Annotated in this window: 16 protein-coding genes; 6 read left to right on the forward strand and 10 right to left on the reverse strand. The window is 35.6% G+C overall.

The features are described from left to right. Positions 1 to 204: 204 nt before the first annotated feature. The 10 genes from CKF54_RS04480 to tal all read right to left on the reverse strand — a co-directional run bounded on the left by CKF54_RS04480 (position 205) and on the right by tal (position 11227). The gene (locus tag CKF54_RS04480) at positions 205 to 726 is read right to left on the reverse strand and encodes a ferritin (RefSeq protein ID WP_119525176.1); all 522 of its coding nucleotides are present in this window, start codon (positions 724 to 726) and stop codon (positions 205 to 207) included. Between the two features lie 30 nt (positions 727 to 756). After that, positions 757 to 1245, reverse strand: a complete 489-nt coding sequence (locus tag CKF54_RS04485) for a ferritin (protein WP_119525177.1) — start codon at positions 1243 to 1245, stop codon at positions 757 to 759. A 796-nt stretch (positions 1246 to 2041) separates the two neighbouring features. Next, complete coding sequence (gene dtd / locus CKF54_RS04490; RefSeq protein WP_119525178.1) at positions 2042 to 2473, reverse strand: D-aminoacyl-tRNA deacylase; 432 nt, start codon at positions 2471 to 2473, stop codon at positions 2042 to 2044. Positions 2474 to 2789: 316 nt separating this feature from the next. After that, positions 2790 to 3491: an electron transport complex subunit E gene (locus CKF54_RS04495; protein ID WP_119525179.1), complete on the reverse strand. Its 702-nt coding sequence runs from the start codon at positions 3489 to 3491 to the stop codon at positions 2790 to 2792. Between the two features lie 13 nt (positions 3492 to 3504). Beyond that, entirely contained in the window at positions 3505 to 4155 is a 651-nt protein-coding gene (locus CKF54_RS04500; protein ID WP_119525180.1) for an RnfABCDGE type electron transport complex subunit G, read from the reverse strand. Beyond that, entirely contained in the window at positions 4155 to 5129 is a 975-nt protein-coding gene (locus CKF54_RS04505) for an RnfABCDGE type electron transport complex subunit D (RefSeq protein WP_222987512.1), read from the reverse strand. The genes CKF54_RS04500 and CKF54_RS04505 overlap by 1 nt, the downstream gene beginning before the upstream one ends. After that, positions 5113 to 8553 carry a 4Fe-4S dicluster domain-containing protein gene (locus CKF54_RS04510; RefSeq protein WP_119525182.1) on the reverse strand — a complete coding sequence of 1147 codons (3441 nt, stop codon included), beginning with the start codon at positions 8551 to 8553 and terminating at the stop codon, positions 5113 to 5115. Before CKF54_RS04510 ends, CKF54_RS04505 begins: the two co-directional genes overlap by 17 nt. A gap of 9 nt (positions 8554 to 8562) precedes the next feature. Then, positions 8563 to 9309, reverse strand: a complete 747-nt coding sequence (gene rsxB, locus CKF54_RS04515) for an electron transport complex subunit RsxB (protein WP_119525183.1) — start codon at positions 9307 to 9309, stop codon at positions 8563 to 8565. Positions 9310 to 9311: 2 nt separating this feature from the next. Continuing rightward, positions 9312 to 9890 carry an electron transport complex subunit RsxA gene (gene rsxA / locus CKF54_RS04520; protein WP_119525184.1) on the reverse strand — a complete coding sequence of 193 codons (579 nt, stop codon included), beginning with the start codon at positions 9888 to 9890 and terminating at the stop codon, positions 9312 to 9314. Positions 9891 to 10273: 383 nt separating this feature from the next. Continuing rightward, positions 10274 to 11227, reverse strand: a complete 954-nt coding sequence (gene tal / locus CKF54_RS04525) for a transaldolase (RefSeq protein WP_119525185.1) — start codon at positions 11225 to 11227, stop codon at positions 10274 to 10276. 469 nt (positions 11228 to 11696) lie between these two features. Between tal and CKF54_RS04530 the strand changes: the two genes are divergently transcribed. The 6 genes from CKF54_RS04530 to ppc all read left to right on the forward strand — a co-directional run bounded on the left by CKF54_RS04530 (position 11697) and on the right by ppc (position 19328). Continuing rightward, the gene (locus CKF54_RS04530) at positions 11697 to 12653 is read left to right on the forward strand and encodes an ABC transporter permease (RefSeq protein ID WP_119525186.1); all 957 of its coding nucleotides are present in this window, start codon (positions 11697 to 11699) and stop codon (positions 12651 to 12653) included. Beyond that, complete coding sequence (locus tag CKF54_RS04535) at positions 12646 to 13695, forward strand: iron chelate uptake ABC transporter family permease subunit (protein WP_119525187.1); 1050 nt, start codon at positions 12646 to 12648, stop codon at positions 13693 to 13695. The genes CKF54_RS04530 and CKF54_RS04535 overlap by 8 nt, the downstream gene beginning before the upstream one ends. Next, positions 13689 to 14453, forward strand: coding sequence for an ABC transporter ATP-binding protein (locus CKF54_RS04540; RefSeq protein WP_119525188.1), 765 nt, complete (start codon positions 13689 to 13691; stop codon positions 14451 to 14453). The genes CKF54_RS04535 and CKF54_RS04540 overlap by 7 nt, the downstream gene beginning before the upstream one ends. A gap of 304 nt (positions 14454 to 14757) precedes the next feature. After that, positions 14758 to 15678 carry a siderophore ABC transporter substrate-binding protein gene (locus CKF54_RS04545; RefSeq protein ID WP_119525189.1) on the forward strand — a complete coding sequence of 307 codons (921 nt, stop codon included), beginning with the start codon at positions 14758 to 14760 and terminating at the stop codon, positions 15676 to 15678. Positions 15679 to 15811: 133 nt separating this feature from the next. Continuing rightward, the gene (locus CKF54_RS04550) at positions 15812 to 16429 is read left to right on the forward strand and encodes a glycerol-3-phosphate acyltransferase (RefSeq protein WP_119525190.1); all 618 of its coding nucleotides are present in this window, start codon (positions 15812 to 15814) and stop codon (positions 16427 to 16429) included. Between the two features lie 139 nt (positions 16430 to 16568). After that, positions 16569 to 19328 carry a phosphoenolpyruvate carboxylase gene (ppc, locus tag CKF54_RS04555; protein ID WP_262407813.1) on the forward strand — a complete coding sequence of 920 codons (2760 nt, stop codon included), beginning with the start codon at positions 16569 to 16571 and terminating at the stop codon, positions 19326 to 19328. The last annotated feature ends 174 nt before the right edge of the window (positions 19329 to 19502 follow it).

Raw genomic sequence — 19502 nt, forward strand, 5'->3', positions numbered from 1 at the left:
GAAAACGGGAAAATAGGATAAAAATGGCACCCTTTTATGGGTGCCAATTTTTATGGGAAATCAAAAGTAAAAAAGGAGCAGACCAGTAGTCTACTCCTTAAATCACTCTAATTTTAATGTTTCTAGAAACGAAAGATCTCTAGATTGCAATAGGCAGTTGCCGATTGCACTTATTTTAACTATAGCTCTAGTTAAAAGACGGGATTAAGCTACGTCTGTAGCTGTATCGCTTGGTAAAGGATATTTTTCACTTAACTCTTTATCGATTAAGTATAAGCCTTGACCTTTGTAACCAACGATTGCAATTTTGTGTAATAAAGAGTTGATAAAGAACTCTTCAGCGTGTTGGCTAGATGCTTGCGTAATTAGTTTTTCGTATGTAGCAAAGTCTTTATTGCTTAGACATACATCTAATAGGTTGTTTAGATCCGCTCTATAACCTTTTTCCATTTCGTTTACGTAAACAAATAAGTCTTCGATATTATCAAACTCACGTAAACCTTCAGGGATTTCTGCTAGTTGCGCTAAATGACCGCACTCGCTTAGGTACTCAACCTCAGAGCGTACATTTTCTAAAGCTTTCTGTGAAAGATTTAGGAAGTAACCTTGTACACCTTTTAAGGTTAGTTCATTAGCCCAACCTGAGATATCTAAGAATAGATTAGAACGGAAATACTCTTGATTAATTTTATCGTTAAGTAGTTTAACTAAATTTTGATTTATCATAAACAGGTCCTTAGTAAATTGTGCTTTTAATTAGTGAATAGATTCAATATCACGGTCAACATAGAACACCGCAATGCCATCATCACCGGCAATTTCAAATTTACCAAGAATGTCAGAGAATAAAGATTCTTCTTCAACTTGTTCATCTACGAACCATTGTAAGAAGTTGAATGTTTTATAATCTTGAGCTTCTTGTGCTACTTTTACACAATTGTGAATTGATTGTGTAACAAATTTCTCATGTTCGTAAGCTTGTTCTAAGATAGCTTTTAAGCCTAGGCTTTCTAGCTTAACTTCTGGAACAACACCAACTCTTGGACGAACATCATTATCTTCTAAATGTTTCCAAATACGTTGAAAGTGGTCGTACTCTTCTTCAGCATGAGTTTTAAAGAAAGCTGCTGCGCCTAATAAGCCTTGAGTACGGCACCAGTTAGACATTTGTAAATAAATGTTTGAACTGTGAAGTTCAAAATTTAGTTGTTGATTTAAAACATCAATTACAGATTGTTTTAACATATAATCCTCTGGTTGTTTGTTGTTTAGTCTATTAAGTATTCAAGAACTTATAGTTGAATTAACTTGTAAAATCATAAGCATAAAGAACTAGGTTAATTAAAGATCTCTGTCTAAATTGAATAAAGATCTATCTAAATTAACTAGAGGTCTAGGTTAAGATTGAGGTTAAGATCTAGGTTAATCAACTAGCTCTGCTACTGTTGTTATGGTAGTTTTGAAGTTAACTTAACCATAAATTCTAAAATTGTTTTAATAGATTCTGTTTTGTAGTTTTCTATACTTAATATTATACGAGAGAAAAGTCACATATCTTCTGATAGCTAACCCCTTTTTATTAATTTGTTTTTGTTAGCCTTTTAAAAAAGAATTATTAACATCAATCTATAAGATTTTTAGAGGTAGTTGTTAATAATTTTTATTTAGCTTTATTAGAGGTCGAAAAATCAAAGGTTTGCTTTTAGTGTAAATAATAACAATTTTAGCTTATATAACTTTGGTTTGGAAAAATAGAGATTGCTTGGGAAAATTGTAGGATAGAAGATGAGAATTTTGTTGCAAATAAAAGGAAATGATTGCGAGAAAAGAAAATTAAACCCACACTAAACTTATGGGTTATTTTACCTTGCTTTTCTTTGAGGGCTTTAGATATATAAAGCAAGTTTGTCCTAATTTGCCAAGGTTAACTAAGGTAAGCTAGTTAATATCCATGGTATAGATAGTTAAAGGTAAGGAAAGTAAGAGAAGTGGTTCATTCCTAGGGTATGCCCTAGGAATGAACAGCAAAGCGTGTAAACTTTTAAGCTTCAAGAGTAAAAGTTACAGGACCATCATTTTGTAAAAATACCTGCATGTCAGCAGCAAAGATACCATTCTCAACTTTTAAATGTTGACTTGCTTGCTGTGAAAAGTATTGATACAGTTCGTTAGCTAAATCTGGAGAGGCGCCATTAAAACTAGGACGATTACCTCTTGAAGTATCAGCACAAAGAGTAAATTGACTTACTACGAGTAAAGCTCCTTGAGCATCAAGAATATTTAAATTCATCTTGCCATTTTCATCTTCGTTAATACGAAGTTTAAGGAGTTTAGCGAGCAGTTTATCGGCATTTTCTTTGCTATCTTCTTTTTCAACGCCAAGGAGGACAAGGTAGCCTTTGTCAATTTGCCCAACAATTTTATTATCAACTTCAACTCTTGCTTGTTTTACTCTTTGAATAACTGCTTTCATAACTTAACTCGAGAATTTTGTGCTAATAGTTGCATTTTAAAAAAGGACACATTTAAAAATGTATCCTTTTTTTTGGTTTTTCTATTGTTATGTAGACTAAAAAGTCTCCATATACAGTTTTGTATATGATTCTATTGTGTTGCAAAACACTAAAAAATCATTATGTATTGCTTAATCTCATAGCAATTTGCGCACAACAAAATCATATTTTAGTATAGCATAGACAAACTTAAAACTCTACCATAGAGTTGCTAAATTTATTTCTCTCTCATAAGCGTGAGAAGCTTACCCCTGTCTTCTAGTTTAGTTGACAAGTTTAGTTGGCAAGTTCAACTTGAGAGGAATTTAACTTAGCACTCTTTTCTTTAGCTTTTTGTTTAAGTTCGTAACGTTGATTTAAATAGTTTTTTCCTGCAATTAACAGACCTAGTGTAATAAAAGCACCAGGAGCAAGAATTGCAAGAATAAAGTTATTATCAGTATGGAAAACTTCGATGTACCAGTTTTTAGCAATAGGACCAAAGATTAAATCAAGATCTTTAAAAATTGTTCCTTGACCAATTAATTCACGGACTATACCTAAAAGAACGAGAGAGATAGCAACGGCAAATCCCATAGCAAAACCATCAAGGGCTGAATCTTTTACATTGTTTTTGTAGGCAAAAGCTTCAATTCTCCCGATCACAATACAGTTAGTTACAATCAGTGGTAAGAAGATACCAAGAGATTGATAAAGAGTAAAGGCAAAAGCGTGAATAAGTAATTGGGTAATAGTTACTAGAGCGGCAATGATTAGCACAAACACCGGAATACGGATTTCATGCGGAATTTGTTTACGAGTTAAAGAAATAACTGTGTTTGACATTAACATGACAAACATAGTACAAATTCCTAAGCCTAACGCCGGAGTAGCTCCAGTTGAAGTTGCTAATAAGGGACATAACCCTAGTAATTGCACAAATGAAGGATTGTTTTTCCAGAGAGCTGATAACCAAATATCTTTTGATAGTCCAGCCATAAAAAACCTCTACTTATTTAGAGCAAGGAGTAAATTTAGTAGCTAATGCGTTAGGATTTTCTACTAAGTCTTTAACTACTTCCTGCATATTGGCACGTACTTGATTTACAATTGCGCGCGGAGTAATTGTTGCTCCAGTAAAATCTTGAATTTGACCGCCATCTTTTCTTACCGCAAGGTGTGGTAGTTGTGCTTGGCTAAGAGGTAGGTCATTAAAGTTATCCACCCAATTGGTTGTGATAACTTTATTCCCTAAACCTGGAGTTTCATTTTGTTCAAGAATACGTACAGCTTTGATAGTACCTTGAGCATCAGTAACTAACATAGTACGGATTAAGCCAGAGTAGCCTTTCCAAGTATCTGAGATAAGAATGTAACCAGTAACTTGTCCATTCTTAGTTGCGAGTAATAAACTTTCAACTTTAGGATCAGTATTATTGTAAGCGCCATCTACAGGTACATAGCAAGATTTACTTATGTCATTGTCATAGTTACTTGCTGGAAAAGCTTGCCCTAAGTTAACAATAGTTTGACGTAAAGCATTTGCTTGGGCATTGTCAATACGGTCTTTTAAACTAAAGTTAACAAGACTTAGTGAACCTATGCCTAATAAAGTAGCAATAGTTACCGTTAAAGTATTACGAGAAAGGTATTTAAAAAACATTATTTACCAAACTCCTTAGGGGTAATTGTACGATCAAACATTGGAACTAAAAGGTTACCTAATAAAATCGCAAAGGCAACTCCATCATTGTAATTTGTAAATGCGCGAATAGTGTAGATTAATGCCCCTACAAGTAAAGCATAGATAATACGAGCTTTTTTAGTTTGAGGCGTAGTAACTGGATCGGTGATAATAAAAAATGCACCGAAGATTAGAGAACCATAAACTAGAGAAGCTGTATAAGTTGGGACAATTTGCTCACTACCAGCAAATAGATGATGTAAAACCGCAACTGCTAAGAAACCTAGGATAGTAAAGCAAGGTAAAAGTAAACCAATTATTTTACGTAGTAAAAGATACACTCCACCAAGTAAAATCGCACCATTGTATACCAGCCAAGCAAGCCAATCTTGTTGCAAAATTTGCGCTAATGAGTTGGCTTTACTTTCAGCATCTCCTCCAACTTGAATTAAGGTTTTTAACTCTGTTAGAGGTGTGGCTTGAGTAAAAGCATCGACTTGATTACTACCGATAAAGCTTTGCAGATTTTGTTGAGCCTCGTACAGAGTAGTATCTGTAGGGATTGCCCAATAAGTTAAAAACTGCGGATAAGTAATAATAAAGAGGGCAACCCCAACCATTGCTGGGTTAAAGATATTTTGCCCCATACCTCCATACACTTGTTTACCTATAATAATTGCGAAAAGAGTTGTAATTAAAATAATGTAAAAAGGAATATTTGGAGGTAAGCTTAAGGTAATAATCAAACTCGTAACTAATGCCGAATTATTAGAAATTTCGGCATTATATTTATGGTTACGTAGTCGGCTAACAATTATTTCAGCTACTAGAGCAGAAAAAACTGCAACAAAAAATAGTAAAAGAGTGTTCCAGCCCCAGAAGTAAGTCTTTACTAAGAGAGCAGGGACTAATGCAAGGAACACGTTAAGCATAATGCTATTGGTTTTGTTCATTAGTTTTTTCATCCTCTAAATTTTGTAATTGTTGTGCTCTAGCTTGTGCTTGACGAGCTTTAGCTAAAGCTACAGCTCTTTGCACTGGAGTTAAGTTCTCGAGGTTAGGAGTCTCTTCAGCTGTAGGATTATTTATAGCTTCAGACTCTTTAGCAGCCTTAGGCTCTTTAACCTGTTCTTGAGCATTATCTTGTTCTCTTTTAGCTTGTGCTTGACGAGCTTTAGCTAAAGCGACTGCTCTTTGCACTGGAGTTAAGTTCTCGAGGTTAGGTGCCTCTTCTGCTGTAGGTTTATTTACAACTTCAGGTTCTTTAGCAACCTTAGACTCCGCTACTTGTTCTTGAGTATTCGCTTGCTCTGCTTTAGCTTGCGCTTGACGAGCTTTAGCTAAAGCCACTGCTCTTTGCACTGGAGTTAAGTTCTCGAGGTTAGGAGTCTCCTCTGCTGTAGGTTTATTTGGAACTTCAGGCTCTTGAGTAACCTTAGGCTCTTTAACCTGTTCTTGAGCATTAACTTGCTCTGCTTTAGCTTGCTCTGCTTTAGCTTGTGCTTGACGAGCTTTAGCTAAAGCTACAGCTCTTTGCACTGGAGTTAAGTTCTCGAGGTTAGGTGTCTCTTCTGCTGTAGGTTTATTTACAACTTCAGGTTCTTGAGTAACCTTAGGCTCTTTAACCTGTTCTTGAGCATTAGCTTGCTCTGCTTTAGCTTGTGCTTGACGAGCTTTGGCTAAAGCGACTGCTCTTTGCACCGGAGTTAAATTCTCAAGGTTATCTTCGGTTACAGGTTTAACCTCTTTAGGTGTTGAACTTGTAGAAGTTAATTCTTGCTCTTTAGCTTGAGCTTGTTGCGCTAATGCAGCCTCTTGTTTAGCTTTAGCAAGAGCTACAGCTCGCTGTACAGCGTTCATTGGCTCTTGGCTTGCTGTATTAGCTTGAGCTTGTTCCTGCTGTTTAGCAGCTAAGGCAGCTGCTTGACGCTCTTTAGCACGACGCACAGCTTCTTGTACAGCACTAGGAACTAAAGGTTTTTCGTTAGATGTCTGCGCCTCTTGTTCTGTAGCTTGTTGTGCCATAGCAGCTGCTTGTTTTGCTTTAGCTAGAGCAACAGCTCGCTGTACAGCATTCATTGGCTCTTGGCTTGCTACGTTTGTTTGAGCTTGTTCTTGCTGTTTAGCGGCTAAGGCAGCAGCTTGACGCTCTTTAGCACGACGTACAGCTTCTTGTACAGCGCTAGGAACTAAAGGTTTTTCGTTTGAAGTTTGCGCCTCTTGTTCTGAAGCTTGTTGTGCCATAGCAGCTTGTTTTGCCTTAGCTAGAGCAACTGCTTTTTGCACAGCATTCATTGGTTCTTGCTTGCTGTCTTGAGAAGTACTTTGAGTTGCTTGTTGTTTATTAGCTATAGCTGCAGCCTGACGTTCTTTAGCACGACGAACAGCTTCTTGTACAGCATTTGGTGTTACTGTTTTCTCTGCAGAAGTAGAGCCTGTCTGTGCTTGTTCCTGTTCTTGCTGTTTTTGTAAGCGACGGAGACGACGTTGCTCCATAATTGAGCTATTGTCAGGTAAATCATTACCTGCAGAAATTTCTGTAGCTTGTCCGGTAGCAATGCCTTTAGCTTTTAAGCGTTCTTTAGCTGCTGCAATTGGATCGATACCAGATTCTGCCATAGCTTTTTGGCGCATCTGTTGAGCACGTTCTAAATTACGTTGCTTATCAGCTTGACGTTTAGCGTCGCGTTCAGCTTTAGCAATTTTTTCACGTTCGCTTTTAACTTCAAAACGAGCTTTAGATTCTTCAGCAAGCTCAATTTTTTTACGTTCATTCCAGATGCGGAATTTAGCTTGCTGGAAGTATGAAACTAAAGGAATACTTGAAGGACAAACATAGTCACACAGTCCACATTCAATACATGAACTTAAATTTGCTTTAGTAAGTTTAGTGTCGTCCTTATCTTTTTCATACCAATATAATTGTTGAGGCTGTAAAAGCATCGGACAAACTTCTTGACAAGCGGTACAACGAATACAAGCTTGTTCTTCTTCAGGAGCAAATAATTTTTGATCAGCTTGAATATCTTCTTGACCAACAAAAATTAAACAGTTAGTTGCTTTATTTATCGGAGTATTTAAATCATCAATGGTAAAGCCCATCATAGGACCGCCCATAATCACACGATTAGTAAAGCCTTCATTTATCCCCAAAGTATCAAGAATTAACGCAGGCGTTGCTCCAAAAGGAATCCAGTAGTTACCTGGTTTTTTAATTCCTGTTCCCGTGATTGTCACAAGGCGTTGCGTTAAAACTTCGCCAAAAGCAATGGCACGGTACATAGAGTAAACGGTACCTATATTAAAACAGATAGCTCCTAATGAAGTTAGGTTCTGTTTTTTGGTGAGGCGTAAGCCTGTAAGCACCTCAATAGTTGTTCTTTGGTTACCAGATGGGTAACGAGTTGGGATTACACGAACTTTGATACTATTGAGAGCGTAAAGTTTAGCAGCAGCGTGAACTAAATTTTCGCTGTAAGTTTGTTTTAGTTCTTGGATATGGTTTTCATCTGCTGCTTTTGCCAGCAGAGAAAAATCAAAACCAACTTGTTCAAGCATTTGACGCAGTGCTTGTTGTTTGTTAGCAATTGCTTGTTTTAAATTAGCAATTGCTTGTGGTTTATCGTCTTCAATAGCAATTACTACTTGCGAAGTTTGGAGCACATATTGCATGCAACAGATAGCTCTAATAATGTCTGTTGCGTAATTTTGCATAAGAGCGTCATCACAAGTAATATAAGGCTCACATTCAGCAGCGTTAATTAATAGAGTTTTAAAGTAACGGTTATTAATTTTTCTTGCTGAAGGGAAAACCGCTCCACCTAAACCAGAAATACCAGCATTTTTTATACGCCAAAGGATATCGAGGCGTGGCGCCTCGAAGTAGTTTAAGGGAGTATAAAATTGTGGACCTATAGCTGTGCCTTGCTCAAAGCTACTAATCTGTTTAACTGCTAGTTGCTCTTGAGTTTGGTTAGCGACAACAATAGTTTGTCCTGTTTTATTAATTTCCGACGCTTGTAAATATTCAGTAATTGCGAGAATTTTACCGTCCACAGGACTGTGGATAGGTAATTCTCCAGGAATATAGTTACTGGTAAGCATTTGTCCAGCTTTAACTACATCCCCCTCCTCAACTAAACTTATAGGTTTAGGTCCTTTATGCTGTTGCATATTGAGCAGGTAGTAGTTTAAATTTTCAAATTGATATACTGGAGCTTTGTTAGTTAAATGTTTACCTAATTCTAAATGAAGTCCGCCGTGGAAATGGTATAGTTTTTCTCTATAGATTCTGCGATGTAACTTCGCACTAATATCTTTTTTAGTTAGCTTTTGTGCGGTTACAGAGAAAAAGGACTTTAGTTGATTAAGTATCATGGAAAAAACTTAATTATCAGATTTGCTATTTTCTTCTTGAGCTTGAGCAATTTTTGCAGCTAGACGAGCTACAAGTTTTGAGTTGTAGCTTTGGCTGTTGCTTGTTGCTGAAGCATTAGAGAGTTCTTGCGCTTGCTCTGGGTTTAAATTATTTAAATTTAAATAGCTGTCATGAGCGGGTAAATTGTTTACTTTAATTAAACTGCTTGCTGTAACTCCTTTAGGGAAGTTACTTTCTGTACGGATTTTCGAGTATTTATTGATCTCTTTAGGACGAGGGATCATGTCAATACATTTTACAGGGCAAGGATCAACGCAAAGTTTACAGCCTGTACAGTAATCCGGAATAATTACGTGTAGTAATTTTTTGGCACCAATAATGGCATCTACAGGGCAAGCTTCAATACAGTGTAAACAACCAATACAATCTTGCTCGCGGATAATAGCTACAAGATCTTCAGGTTCTTCGAGCTGCTCAGCAGGAACCTCTCGATCAAGTAATTCAGCGAGTTTTACCACAAGATCTTGTCCACCTGGGATGCATTTGTTAATTTCATCGCCATCAGCTAATGCTTGTGCGTAAGGTAGACATCCTGGATAACCACATTGACCACATTGAGTTTGGGGTAAAAGATTATCAATTTTTTCAACAATTGGATCTTCTTTAACCGCAAATATCTTTTGCGCAATAGTGATTATCACTCCGACAACTATGGCTAAGATGGCAAATATAATTGATATCCAAACAATTAGCATTATTATTTACCTAATCCTGTAAAGCCCATAAAAGCTATAGCCATAATCCCGATAGTAATTAAAGCAATAGGTACGCCTTTAAATACTGCTGGAGTATTTGCACTATTTAAACGCTCCCTAATTGAAGCAAAAATAACTAAAACTAAAGTAAAACCTAAGGCAGAGAAAAAGCCGTTTAGGATAGATTGAAAGAAATTGTTATTGCTGTTTAGGTTCAGTAAGGCAACTCCTAAAACTGCGCAGTTTGTAGTAATTAACGGAAGATAAATCCCTAATACTTTATACAGTCCTGGAGATACTGCTCTTAAAACCATTTCCGTAATTTGTACAATTACAGCAATCAGAAAGATAAAAGCAATAGTTGACAGGTATAAAGCGTCTAAAGGTGCAAGAATATAGGTAGCTACTAGATAACTAGTTAACGAAGCTAAGGTTAAAACGAAAGTAGTAGCCATCCCCATACCAATTGCGGTATCTAATCTTTGTGAAGTCCCAACAACCGGACATAAGCCAAGGAACTTAATTAAAACAAAGTTATTAATAAAAACTGCAGCAATTATAGAAAAGAAGATAGTTAACATAATTTTAAATTTTGCAGAATTCGGTTTTAATTGCTTTTGTCAATTCCCTAGATAAGATTCTAGATGCACGTCGAAATTGACAAAAGAAGTTAAAAAGACTTAATGATAAAAAACACTTTTGTTTGAAATATAAACTTACTAATTATATTGCAAATAACGGGTGAATGCTTAGATTTTGTTATTTAGTGTCAGTGATTTTTACAATTCACCTTTTATTCTTTTAGCCTTACGTTCTAAGGTTGCTAACACTTGTAAGTTGTTCTTAGTAAAGGAAAAGGATAAAACACCCTCGTAGATTTTACGAGAGTGTTTTATCCTTTTTTATAAGCTAAATTCTTATATTAAGCTAATTAGCCATTAACTTTAATGAGCTTTGTCGCTAATTATTTAGCAGCACGTAGAACGTTTAATAAAGTTTCAGTATCAGCAGCAAATTTAACGATACCTTCAGCTAGTTTAACAATAGCCATTTCGTCTTTATTGTGTTCCCAGTAGAACTGATCTTCAGTTAATGCAGGTAAACGCTCTTCAGTTTTACCTTCGTATTTATTAGTTAATTTAACTTCTAAGTTACCTTGATCAGCTTCTAATTGCTCTAATAAGTTAGGACCAATTGTTAAACGATCACAACCAGCTAAACTTTCAATTTCTCCAGTGTTACGGAAGCTTGCACCCATGATAATAGTTTGGTAACCGTATTTTTTGTACCAGTCGTAAATAGTAGATACAGAAATTACACCAGGATCTTTTTCACCTGTGTAGTCAGCTTCTGGATTTTTACCTTTGTAGAAATCTAAAATACGACCAACAAATGGAGAAATTAAAGTTACATTAGCTTCAGCACATGCACGCGCTTGAGCAAAGCTAAATAATAATGTTAGGTTACAACGAATACCTTCTTTTTCTAGGATTTCAGCGGCTTTAATACCTGCCCAAGTAGAAGCAATTTTAATTAAAACACGGTCACGTGATAAACCACGCTCTTCGTAAAGAGCAATTAATTTACGAGCACGTTTAACAGTATTTGCTAAGTTGTAAGATTCACGGCAGTCTACTTCAGTAGAAACATATCCTAGAACAATTTTAGAGATCTCATAACCAATAGCTACAGATAAGTAGTCTAATGCGTTTTCGTCCCAATGAGCTTGGTCTTGACTATTAGCATAGTTAGCAGCTTCAGCTAGTAAGTGCTGATATTCTGGTAATTTAGAAGCAGCTAAAATTAATGACGGGTTAGTTGTCGCATCTTGAGGTTGGAATTTTTTAATTGAGTTAATATCACCTGTATCAGCAACGACAACCGTAACTTTTTTTAATTGTTCTAATTTATTTGTCATTTAAGAGAACCTTATTAGTAGATAGGGAAAATGATAAAGAGGTATTTCAGGTAATTCATATTATAGCATTTAACGCACGAGATACGATTGCGACTTAGTGCAATGTAGGCATGGATCACACTTTGGGAGCTCTGACTTTCCTAAATTAGGAGAGTAACTTAATTTTGCAAATAACTCTAGAGGTTTTGTATTTGTTAGGAGAGATGATTTAACAACTTAGAAGTAGAGGGGCAAGGAGTATGGAAGTTAACCATTTTACGACCAGAAAGTAAGCTATTAAGTAAAGTATTTCTCAACCTGATAGTTCACTATTTTGTATATAAAAACAGGAGGAAAGAAAGAGATCTAACTAAACTCTCGAACAATATAAAGCTTATTGAAGATTAATTAATATTTTTTTGTTAAAATATTCTTACTAGATGATAATAATTATTATTTACATCACTCTAATAAACTCTATCAGGTAATTATGTTTCTTAGAAAGAAATTTCTTATTTTACTGCTCGTAATCCTTTGTATTGTTTCTTTATTTCTTGGGGTTAGTTCAGTATCTCTTACTGGCTTACTGCAGTTAAATGCAGATGAATGGTCGGTATTTTTGATTAGTAGGATTCCTAGATTGCTGTCAATTTTAATTACAGGGGCGGGGTTAGCTATCTGTGGTTTAATTATGCAGCAAATAGCGCAAAATAAGTTTGTTTCTCCAACTACGGCGGGAACTATTTCTTGTGCCAAGCTTGGGATCTTAATTTCTATCGTTTTCTTTCCGGCAGCTGGATTATTAACTAAAGCAACCTTTGCTATTTTTGTCGCTTTTATTGGTTCTTTAATTTTTATGAAGCTCCTGCGTAGCTTAAAGTTTACGGACATAATTCTTGTGCCTTTAGTAGGAATTATGTTTGGTAAGATTATCGATTCATTTACTGAGTTTTTTGCTTACAAGTATGAGTTGCTCCAAAGTTTTGCCGCTTGGTTGCAAGGGGATTTTTCTTTAGTAATTAGCGGTCGCTATGAAATTCTTTTTATAAGTGTTCCTTGTTTAATCTTAGCTTACCTTTATGCGCAAAAATTTGCCATAGTTGGTATGGGGGAAGGGAATGCTACTAGTTTAGGGATTAACTTCAAGCAAATGATGTTTTTAGGAATTGTCTTAGTGTCAATAGTGACTGCAACTATTGTGGTAACTGCAGGATCAATTCCGTTTGTTGGTTTAATTATCCCTAATATAGTTTCTTTAATTTATGGTGATAATCTGCAAAAGACTTTACCAATTAATGCTTTATGTGGTGCTTTATTTGTCCTTGCTTGTGATATCTTAGCGCGTGCTGTAATTTATCCATTCGAGGTGTCAATTAGTGCTGTAGTTGGTACTTTTGGTAGTATTATTTTTATTTACCTCATCTATAGGAGATATCGCCATGGATAAGCTTAAGCAACATGAACAAGAGCACTCGCAGGTAAAAAATGATATTGCCACAATTAACCAAGAACTAGCTCTAGCTTTACAACGTGAAAGAAAAACTCATAGACGTCGAGTTGTTTATCTGTTTACCATTGCTTTAGTTGCTGTACTTGTATTTTTATTTTGGGGTTTACCAGCTTTTGGTGGCTTTATTATGAAAATGCGTTGGCAGGCTGTGGCGGGAATTATTCTTACCGGAGCTGCAGTTGGTTCGAGTGCGATGGTGTTTCAGGCTATAGTGCAAAATCGTATTATTACTCCAAGTATTTTGGGGTTAGATTCGCTCTATGTTCTAATCCAAACAACCATTATTTTTATGGCGGGATCGACTACTTTAGCGAGCATGAACCAATTATATTTATTTTTGGCTTCTTTGGTTTTAATGATCGCTTTTTCGGTATTGCTCTTTAAATTTGTTTTACGTAAAGAAAATTACAACGTGCTGTTTATCTTATTATTAGGTATTGTTTTTGGTACGCTGTTTTCTTCATTTAATACGTTTTTAGGAACATTACTTGATCCTGGTGAATTTTTAGCAGTGCAAAGTATAGGTTATGCAAGTTTCCAAGCAATAAATACCAAAATACTTGGGGTAGCTTCAGTATTTTTAATTGTGAGCTTAATTTTAATGTGGCGCAATGTGAAATATCTTGAAGTGATTAGTTTAGGAAGAGATGTAGCCATTAATTTAGGTTTAAATTACTACGCGGCTATGTGGCGTTTACTAATTTTAGTAGTAATTTGTATTTCTGTGTCAACGGCTTTAGTTGGTCCGATAACTTTCTTAGGGTTACTTGTATTAAATTTAACCCTACAGTATATTCCAACGCATAGATATAAACTATTAATTCCAGCCTGCATTTTTATGTCAATTGCGGTATTAGTAATTGGGCAGATTATAGTGCAACGCCTGCTTAACTTTAGTTCATCAGTATCAATTATTATTAATTTTATTGGTGGCTTGTACTTTATTATTCTTCTATTAAGACAGCAGAAAAAATGGTAATTTCGATTTCAAATCTCACGAAAAAAATTGGACGCCAACAAATTCTTCAACCTATCAATCTAACTCTGCCAGCTAACAAAATAATTTCTTTTATTGGACCAAATGGAGCTGGTAAGTCTACTTTACTAGGAATTATAAGTCGTTTAGATTTACCAACCGAGGGAGTAGTAACCATTGATGGGCTTGATGTCCAAAAAGCAAACTCTAAAGTCATTGCTAAAAAGCTCGCAATTTTAAAGCAGTCAAACCATATCAATCTTCGTCTTACGGTGGAAGATTTGGTTTCTTTTGGGCGTTATCCACATTGCGAGGGTAAGTTAACTAGTGAAGATAAGGCAAAGGTTGACGAGGCAATTGCTTATATGGGGCTAGAGGAATTTCGTTATAAGTATCTCGATCAACTATCAGGTGGGCAAAAACAAAGAGCTTATATTGCCATGGTGTTAGCTCAAGATACGCCATACGTTTTTCTTGATGAGCCTTTAAATAACCTAGATATGAAGTATTCTGTGCAGATTATGTCAGTACTCCGTGATCTAGTTGATAACTTTAATAAAACCGTTATTGTTGTCCTGCATGACATCAACTTTGCTTCAGCTTATAGTGACATTATCGTCGCTTTAAAAGATGGAGCAGTAATTAAACAAGGGGCGGTTGAAGAAATTATGAATCCTCAAGCTCTCCATGATATCTATGATATTCAAATAGATATTCATCAAATCAAAGACCAGTATGTAGCTACCTATTTTAAAAAATAATTATTTTGCAAAAATAGCTTACAAAATGTACGGGTTTTTTGTTGGTACTTTTATAGGTATTTGCTCTAAAGATATATTTTACTAAGAGATAAGTCTGCAGATTTCTTTTAAATGTGCCAAAATTAAACTATCTTTACTTGTCTTTAAACCTTTAAGGTTGCTTTTGTGTTTTGCATTTTGCAACTTTACATTTTGCTTTTGCAGCTTTACGTTTTACGTTTTGCGACTTGAGTAATTGCTTCTTAGAGGTTAAAGATGACTAGGTAAAGATTTATTATCACTCTAACTTTAATGGACTACAAATATGAAACATTTTTTTAAATATAGCCTCGCTCTAGCAACAGGTGTATTTGCGGTTAACTCTTTTGCCTTAACTGTACAATCACCAACAGGTCCACAAGAAGTTCCTGATAATCCACAGAGAATTATTATTTTAGACTTGTCTATTGCTGACAACTTATTAGCATTAAATCAACAACACCGTGTGGTGGGTATTGCTGACAGTAAGTTCTTCCCTGACTACTTAAGTAAAGAGTACAGTAATGCTAAGTACACTAAAGTAGGTGCTTTAGTACAACCTAACTTAGAAGCTATTGCGGAATTAAAACCTGACCTAATTGTTATTAACGGTCGTCAGGCAAAAATTGTTGATCAACTTAAAGAAATTGCTCCAGTATATGTAGCTACTTTAGATGACTCTAAACAATACTTCTCAATTGAAGCTAACTTATTAGCGACCGGTAAATTCACACAAAGTGAAGATAAAGCAAAAGAATTATTTAAAGACCTAGATACTAAAATTAATACGTTAAAAGGTTTAGCAGATCAACGTGATGCTTTAGTGATCCTAACTAATGATCGTAAGATCTCTGGTTTTGGTCCTAATAGCCGTTACAGCATTGTTTTCACTAACTTTGGTTTCAAACCAGATGGGGAAATTAGTAAAGCTACAGGTCGTCATGGTTTAGAGATTAGCTACGAGTACATCCAAAAAATTAATCCTGAATTAATTTTTGTGGTTGACCGTTCTGCTGCTTTAACTGATAACAAAGACAACGCAAAAAATACTTTAAATAACTCATTAGTACAAAGTACTAAGGCTTATAAAAACAATGGTATTTTCTATCTAGATGCTAAAGTTTGGTATCTATCATACGGCGGTTACTACGCAACTGATGTTATGATTAAAGAATTAACTGATGGCGTTAAAAACGTTAAGAAATAATTTAAAGCTATAATTAAAGCTATCTCAAGATTATTTAAAGCTAAAGGCTGTAGGGTTTTACCCTACAGCTTTTAGCTTATGTTAATATAGAGGGAGATAATTATTGTATTTTTACCTATTTTCTAGTTAAAGAATGACAACGATTTTAACTATAGTTTTATTTTATCTAATCGGTTCCCTACCTAATGAAAAACTTTTATCAAAAGTTTTTCAACTAAACTTAACCGAGATCATTGAACGTCGTCCGAACTATCTAATGTTTAAAGACGTACATTCAATTGTTGCGTTAGTTTCCTTAGCCCTTTCAGATTTTGCTAAAGGAATAATTCCGTTATATGTGGGTTATAAGCTAGGGTTTAGTAGTATAGAGTTAAGTTATCTAGTTATAGCTTTATTACTGGGGCACTACTATTCTCTTTTTAACTATTTTCGAGGACGTTTAGGTATTGTCCTTTGTATTGCCTTATATACAACTTTAGGTTGGTCAGTAATGGCAGTAGCTATTATTGTTTGGTTACTCTTTTATGTGATTTTTGGTTATAGAGTAGTGGCTAATGTGCTAATGGCTTTGCTTATTCCCGTGTATGCTTATTTACTCAAACCGACTTATATGATTCCGGTAGTAACTCTATCCTGTATGATAATTTTGCGTCATATTGGACTGTTAATTCGTACGCGTTATGGTTATTATTTACCAGATTGTAATGGGCTGTTACAAAGACTATATCGTGATAAAGATTTTTTAATCTAATTGCCTAATTTATCAGAGTTAAAAAGTGCAAGATCTACCAATTATTAGATTTTGTTCAATCTAAAACTATGTTAAAATTATGGCGTAGCTTAATATAGGACAATTTAATTTACAAAGTTAATTTTTTAGAGACATTATTGTGACAAACAAATATCATCATATTCAAGAGCAAACGCAAATTTTAAGTAGTATCTTGGAAGATACGGTGCGTGATACCGATGGACAAACGGTATTAGATATTTTAAATAAAATTTCCGATTATGCTCGTAAAGCTGGTACTGGTGATCGTCAAGCAGAAGAACAATTAGTTACTATTCTCGATATTATGAGTGATGACTTAATTATCCCAGTAGCTCGTTGTTTTTCTCACTTGCTAAACTTTATTAATACCACCGAGCAACACCAGCTAACTAATAAATCGATTACAAGTAGTGAAGATGACTATGCACTGCGTAGTTTTGAAGCATTACTTTATCGTTTAAAAGAACAAGATTTTACTTTTGAACAAATTCGCCCAACAGTGGAAAAACTATTTATTGAAATAGTTTTAACAGCTCACCCAACAGAGGCAACCCGTCGTTCAATTATTCAAAAACACAATGGTTTAGATGAATGTTTACGTCAGTTAGATACTAACTTAGACGAAGATCAATTAAAAGATGTAAAAAGACGTTTACGTCAATTAATTTCTGCAACTTGGTTAACTGATGAAATTCGTACAATTCGCCCTACCCCTGTAGAAGAAGCTTCTTGGGCAATGAATACTATTGAAGATTCTCTATGGCGCGCAGTACCAACTTTTATTAAATCTCTTAACGCAAGTTGTGAAAAAGTATATGGCAAAGCTTTAGGTAAAGAGTTCCAACCAGTAAGAATCTCTTCTTGGACTGGGGGAGATCGCGATGGTAATGCTTTTGTAACTCATCGTGTAACGCAAACGGTTATTAATACAGGTCGTGCACGCTTTGCTAAAATTATGTTAGACGATGTGCGTCGTCTTTCTCAAGAGCTAACTATGCGTTCAGCTGATGCAGAGTTCTGTGAGAAGTATAAAGTAGATTACGAGCCATATCGTCAAGTGCTTCGTATGCTGCGTCATCGTTTAAAAGCAACTATGGACTTTTTCGAGGGCGTGATTACTTCAGATGATCAAGTAATCTATCTTACACAACAGCAAGCTCTTGAGCGTCAAACTCGTCTAGAGATTTTTGATATCGAGGGTAATAATGACAAGATAGACATTACTCCAGGACACTCTCGTTCTTTCCAAAAGGCAACGCAAAACCTCATCATGAGTGATGAAGATCTGTTAGAGCCATTTGAAGATATCTACAACTCTTTATTAGCGCGTAATCAACAAGAGATTGCTGATGGTCTTTTATTAGATTGTATTTATCGCGTGCGTACTTTTGGGGTAACTTTATTTAGACTAGATATCCGTCAAGAATCAAGTCGTCATAAAAAAGCAGTGGCAGAGTTAGTTAGTTTCTACAATTTAGGGAAATACTTAGAATGGTCAGAAGATGACAAAGTAGATTACCTAATTCGTGAACTGCAAACAAAACGTCCATTATTACCACAAGATTGGCAACCATCTGCAGAAACTGCTGAAGTTTTAGCAACTTGTAAGTTAATTACGCAACAAGCTAAAGGCGTAATTAACTGTTATATTATTTCGATGGCAACTTGTGTGTCAGATATTTTAGAGGTAAAACTACTTTTAAAACTATATGGTGACCAAAATAATATCAATATAGTGCCTCTATTTGAAACTTTAGATGCGCTAGATCGTGCGCCACAGATCATGCGTGAGTTGTTTAATAACGACTTCTATTACAACATGATTCAAGGCGAGCAAATGGTAATGGTTGGTTACTCTGACTCTGCTAAAGACGCTGGTTTCTTTGCTGCAGGTTGGGCGCAGTATAAAGCGCAAGAAAACCTCGTAGTACTTGCTCAAGAGTATGATGTAAAACTAACTCTATTCCATGGTCGTGGTGGTACTATCGGTCGTGGTGGCTCTCCAGCTCACGCTGCGCTTCTTTCACAACCACCTGGTAGCTTAGAGGCAGGCTTACGTGTAACAGAGCAAGGGGAGATGATCCGCTTTAAATATGGTTTACCAGAGATAGCAATCTTAAGTTTAGACTTATATGCTTCAGCAATTTGTGAAGCTAACTTATTACCTCCAACTGAACCTAAAGCAAAATGGCGTAAAACTATGGATGTGTTATCAGACATTTCATGTCGTGAGTACCGTTCAGTAGTGTTTAATACTCCGGATTTTATTCCTTACTTCCGTCAAGTAACACCAGAGATTGAGTTATCTAACTTAAACTTAGGTTCACGTGCTGCTAAACGTAATGTTAATGGTGGGGTTGAGTCTTTACGTGCAATTCCATGGATCTTTGCTTGGACGCAAAACCGTTTAATGTTACCAACTTGGTTAGGTACAGGTTCAGCGCTGAAAAAAGTAATGGAAAGTCAAGATGGTAAAGATACCATTATTGAAATGATGCATTCTTGGCCATTCTTCTCTACGCGTATTGGTATGTTAGAGATGGTGTTTTCTAAAGTTGACGTGGATATTTCTGCGCTATATGAAAACAAGCTAGTAGATGCTAAACTTCATTATCTTGGCGAAGATTTACGTCAACGTGCGCAAGCAAGTAAAGAAGTAATTCTTTCTCTGCATGGTGATAACCATTACAATTTAATGCAAGATAGCCCTTGGATCTATGAGTCTATTCAAAAACGTATAGCTTATACTTTACCTTTACATCTATTACAAGTAGAATTACTCCATCGTAGTCGTAAAGGAAGCAATGATCCGCGTATTATCAAGGCTTTAATGATTACTATTACAGGTATTGCAGCGGGAATGCGTAATACTGGTTAAGGCGTTTGAATGCGTAGTTCAGGTTAAGCCGTTTGCATAGGTAATACAGGTTTATTAGCCTGTAAGAGTAAAAAGCAAATGAAGAAAGAGCAGAAAATTTCTTAAGGGATTTTCTGCTCTTTCTCTTTATAGTCTATTTAGATTTTCCTTAGAACCGTAATTCCGTATAATTAT

Origin of the sequence: Psittacicella hinzii (assembly GCF_003585885.1) — a bacterium.
GTDB lineage: Bacteria > Pseudomonadota > Gammaproteobacteria > Enterobacterales > Psittacicellaceae > Psittacicella.

Coding starts and splice junctions, on each gene's coding strand:
- CKF54_RS04480 (WP_119525176.1), bottom strand. CDS start 726: ATGATAAATCAAAATTTAGTTAAACTACTTAACGATAAAATTAATCAA.
- CKF54_RS04485 (WP_119525177.1), bottom strand. CDS start 1,245: ATGTTAAAACAATCTGTAATTGATGTTTTAAATCAACAACTAAATTTT.
- dtd (WP_119525178.1), bottom strand. CDS start 2,473: ATGAAAGCAGTTATTCAAAGAGTAAAACAAGCAAGAGTTGAAGTTGAT.
- CKF54_RS04495 (WP_119525179.1), bottom strand. CDS start 3,491: ATGGCTGGACTATCAAAAGATATTTGGTTATCAGCTCTCTGGAAAAAC.
- CKF54_RS04500 (WP_119525180.1), bottom strand. CDS start 4,155: ATGTTTTTTAAATACCTTTCTCGTAATACTTTAACGGTAACTATTGCT.
- CKF54_RS04505 (WP_222987512.1), bottom strand. CDS start 5,129: ATGAACAAAACCAATAGCATTATGCTTAACGTGTTCCTTGCATTAGTC.
- CKF54_RS04510 (WP_119525182.1), bottom strand. CDS start 8,553: ATGATACTTAATCAACTAAAGTCCTTTTTCTCTGTAACCGCACAAAAG.
- rsxB (WP_119525183.1), bottom strand. CDS start 9,309: ATGCTAATTGTTTGGATATCAATTATATTTGCCATCTTAGCCATAGTT.
- rsxA (WP_119525184.1), bottom strand. CDS start 9,890: ATGTTAACTATCTTCTTTTCTATAATTGCTGCAGTTTTTATTAATAAC.
- tal (WP_119525185.1), bottom strand. CDS start 11,227: ATGACAAATAAATTAGAACAATTAAAAAAAGTTACGGTTGTCGTTGCT.
- CKF54_RS04530 (WP_119525186.1), top strand. CDS start 11,697: ATGTTTCTTAGAAAGAAATTTCTTATTTTACTGCTCGTAATCCTTTGT.
- CKF54_RS04535 (WP_119525187.1), top strand. CDS start 12,646: ATGGATAAGCTTAAGCAACATGAACAAGAGCACTCGCAGGTAAAAAAT.
- CKF54_RS04540 (WP_119525188.1), top strand. CDS start 13,689: ATGGTAATTTCGATTTCAAATCTCACGAAAAAAATTGGACGCCAACAA.
- CKF54_RS04545 (WP_119525189.1), top strand. CDS start 14,758: ATGAAACATTTTTTTAAATATAGCCTCGCTCTAGCAACAGGTGTATTT.
- CKF54_RS04550 (WP_119525190.1), top strand. CDS start 15,812: ATGACAACGATTTTAACTATAGTTTTATTTTATCTAATCGGTTCCCTA.